Origin of the sequence: Alcanivorax sp. 1008 (assembly GCF_020667895.1) — a bacterium.
Classification (GTDB): Bacteria; Pseudomonadota; Gammaproteobacteria; order Pseudomonadales; family Alcanivoracaceae; genus PGZG01.
On record NZ_JAFMPS010000053.1, the window covers coordinates 1 to 3,661 of the forward strand.

A 3,661-nucleotide genomic window follows, 5' to 3' on the forward strand; every position below is an offset into this window, starting at 1 on the left:
CGACGGCCTACGCCCGTCTGGATCTGGGGGAGGCTGCTCGCCGGGAGCTGGATATTCTGGATGGGCAGAACCCGCCGCCAGCCGCTCGCGAGCAGATTGCCCAGTTGCGCCAGCAGCTTGGTCTGGCGGATGAGGCCCGCCGCCTGAAAAAGCGGATTGCCTTCGTCACTGCGGAAGCTGGCTTTGACGATAACGCGGGGAGTTACCCGAAGGATTTTGGCTTTGCGCTTGTAAATGTTGACGAGATAGCAGCGCCTTATGCTCAGATTGCTGCAGGAGTACGTCAGCAAATCGATAGGCCCGCGAATCAGCGCCTGACCTTTTCAGCAAATACTCAAGCCAAGCGTTTTGATGGCCATGAAAATATAAACAAAGATGCTAGCCAGTTTGATCAGAACTTTATTGGTGGCCGGGCAGAGTGGAGTCGTGACCTGGATGGCCAGCGTGAAGTGGCCGTAGGTGGAGACGTTGGGTACCTGCAGCTAGATGGCGAGCACTACTATACGTATTTCGGTGCGGATGCAGAGTGGCGCCATCAGCGTAGCGCGGAGACTCGAACTCTGCTTACGCTCGGCCTGCGCAACATGCAGTTTGAAAATGACCAGTACGATAACTTGATGTCCCGCATCCGCGCAGGTATCCGCCATCGCCTTACCCCATCTTGGCAGCTTAGTGGCGATGTGGCCATGGAGTACGAAGCGGCCAAAAATGATGTTCGTCCGGGAGGAGACACACTGCGCGCCTCGCTCACAGGCTCAGCGGCATGGATGTACCGCCCTTCCGAGAGGTTGGTCGGGGATGTCAGCTTTGCATATTCGGAATACACGAAAATCTATGGCGCGGCAGCGCCGTTGGACAAGGTGCGCAAGGATGATCGCGTTCTGATCGGACTTAACTGGGACAAAACCTTCCAGCGCTTCTGGAATTTGCGCGCGCGCGTGCAATACCGTAATCAGGACTCGAATATCACCACTTACACCTTTGATCAAACCAGTGGCAGCGTGTCTCTGACACGTTACTTCTGACACGGAGGTTCATCATGAATGCCAAGCGTTTTTTCAACTTTTCTCTACCGGTATTGTTGCTCTGGTTAGTGTCGTTACCGCTCCATGCGGCAACAGAGGCGGGGCGAATTCTTTTTGCTCGCGGCACGGTGTCGATTGTTGATGCAACCGAATCTTCCCGCGGTGGCGGCACGGGGTCGGTGTTCCATGAAGGCGATAGGGTAGTAACGGGGAATAATAGTATTGCCCAGCTGCGCATGACTGATGGCGCGCTGACCGCGCTACGCAGCAATTCTGATTACCATATTCAGCGTCAGCGATTTGATGAAGAAGCAGACGTCTATGAACAAGCGGGACGACTGATTAGTGGCTGGATGCGATCAGTCACTGGCGCCATCGGCGCTCGTTATCCGGGCAATGTTTCTCAAGGCACCTCGGTGGCTACCATCGGTATTCGTGGTACCACCTATCAGGTTATTCATGTGCCGGAAGAGGGCTTGGCAGAGTTCCCCAACCTGCAACCGGGTACTTACGTTTACCTTGAGGAAGGTCAGGTAGAGGTCAGTAATGAAGCGGGCTCGCGGATTGTCACCCCTGGTCAGGTGGTGCGCGTTGCCGGGCCAAAAGCCACGCCTGAGCTGGCTCCAGAATTGACAGAATTGTTCCAGTCGCAGGTACTCTCCGGTATGGGAGGCGACGAGACTGATGGGCTTACTGTTCGCGATTTAATTGACGGAGAACAGGACCAGATCGTAGACAATATTGATGATCACGAAGGAACGGGACCGGCAACGCCGTTCTCAGGCACGGTATCGGGCGTGGGCGCGTTTGGTGGCAGTTTCGGTCAGGCCGGCCGGGTGTCTTCAAGCAATCTGTTCTGGACCGGCGAGCTGGAAGGCCGCTATGTCGAGGCGATGATTCTTGATGCCCAGAACGGCGAGACTACCGAGCCATATGATCTTTCCGAGAATGGTAACGGTTCGGTGACCGGCACCCAGTATCGTCAGATTCAGGGCGTGGAAGGTATGGCAGCCCAGATTCACTGGGGCTTGTGGACAGAGGGCAAGTTCGATGCGTTAGACCCAGGTGGTTTCGAGGTTTCGCCAACGGGTATCTGGCACTACATGTTTGCTGACAACGCTCTGGAGAATGGCAGCAGTGAAATGGCTGCCCTGGGCTTGACTGGCCGTTATGCCTATAACTACATCGGGGGCACTGAGCTGAATGCCGTGGACAGTGATGGCTTGCCCGCCCAGATGGTGGCCACCGTTGATGAGGGTCGAATCCTGGTTCATTTCGACAGTCTGACCATGGATATCGATATGACCTTTGATAACGGCCAGGGCACACTGCGACTGGTGGGCAGTGGTGATGTAGGCAGTTTCTATAATGCTGGCATTTACCTGAGTCCTACGGATACTTTTGATCCAATCTCCGGAAATATTGGCGGAACGTTCGTGGGCCAGCAAGCGGAAGGGATCATTAGTGCGCTGACTATCAGCGACTTTTCCGAGTCGACTATGACTTACTATGGCACCGCCGCATTCCAGAGCGAGCTGACACCGGCAAGAATATTCGGTGGTGTTTCAGTGCTGTCTGACGGCTTTGGCAAAGTGGCTACCGTGCCTGACTTTTGGCAGATGGAAACCGGCGAGAATGCAAATGGTGTGTTTGCGGACCAGTTGGTATTCGGTGAGTCCACCACAACCTATATCGCCACCGGCGCCAGCCCGTCTCCGGACCAGCAGAGCGGCATTGTCATCTATAACTCTCCGGGTGATTCGCAAAGTGGAGTTGCCACTGAGGTTTACTGGGGCATCTGGGATGAGACCAACTATGATGTCGTCGACAGCTTTGATAATTCCGCCACGCCGACCTCGGACTGGCATTATATGGTTGCCAGTAATCCTCTGACAGAGGACATGGTGCTGGCGATCGGTTTGACTGGACAGTACACCTATAACTTTGTCGACGGCACGCCGCTGGCAGACGTCAATGGCACGCTGCCTGATCTGGTAATTCAGAATGGCTCTACCGTCGACGTGAATTTTGACACTATTGTTAGCGGTGGCATAGCAGTCGATATTGCGCTCCAGAGCACAAATCTGGTGGGCAATGGTTCGTTGTTTGATCTGTATGGCAGCGGCATCAGTTTGACGGATACTCAGGACCAGCTCGGCTTCGGGTCGTTGACCGGGACGTTTGCCGGGAATCAGGCTGAGGCACTGGTTGGTGGTGTGTCTTATCAGAACGATACGGACGCCTACTATGGGACTGCGCTGTTTGAGAAGGGCCCCGGCCCGGCTATTGGGCAGTAATCAGAACCAATCAAATTTCCGCTAGTAAAAGCCGCCACTTGATGTGGCGGCTTTTTTATTTGCGCAGAAATATTACCGAGTCACTGATCATATCCGGCAACTGCATCCGGTAATGGTTGGCGATCCAGTTAAAGGTGGTCTGCCGATAGAAGCTCACATGGGTTGGGTCCCGGCGGTAGTGCCATGTGTGAAAATCAACACCGTCATCCAACAGGCTGGTCATGATGGCTAGCACACCAGTTGGTGTAAGCAGGCTGGTCAGTCGTTCGAACTCTCGTGCTGGCTGATGGAAGTGTTCCACCACTTCTGTACAGGTGACGAAGTCATACTGTTGATTTA

Annotated in this window: 3 protein-coding genes; 2 read left to right on the forward strand and 1 reads right to left on the reverse strand. The window is 54.5% G+C overall.

What is annotated here, in order from left to right:
• Window positions 1–1,025: hypothetical protein (locus J1C54_RS16110; protein ID WP_229149934.1), on the forward strand; the 1,025-nt coding region annotated here is incomplete at its 5' end.
• A 14-nt stretch (window positions 1,026–1,039) separates the two neighbouring features.
• Entirely contained in the window at window positions 1,040–3,322 is a 2,283-nt protein-coding gene (locus J1C54_RS16115) for a FecR family protein (protein WP_229149935.1), read from the forward strand.
• A gap of 55 nt (window positions 3,323–3,377) precedes the next feature.
• On the opposite strand, the gene J1C54_RS16120 is transcribed toward J1C54_RS16115, so the two are convergent.
• Window positions 3,378–3,661: methyltransferase domain-containing protein (locus J1C54_RS16120; RefSeq protein ID WP_229149936.1), on the reverse strand; the 284-nt coding region annotated here is incomplete at its 5' end.

What these genes read in the sequence shown, in the direction of transcription:
- J1C54_RS16115 (WP_229149935.1), top strand. Translation starts at nt 1,040, where the DNA reads ATGAATGCCAAGCGTTTTTTCAACTTTTCTCTACCGGTATTGTTGCTC.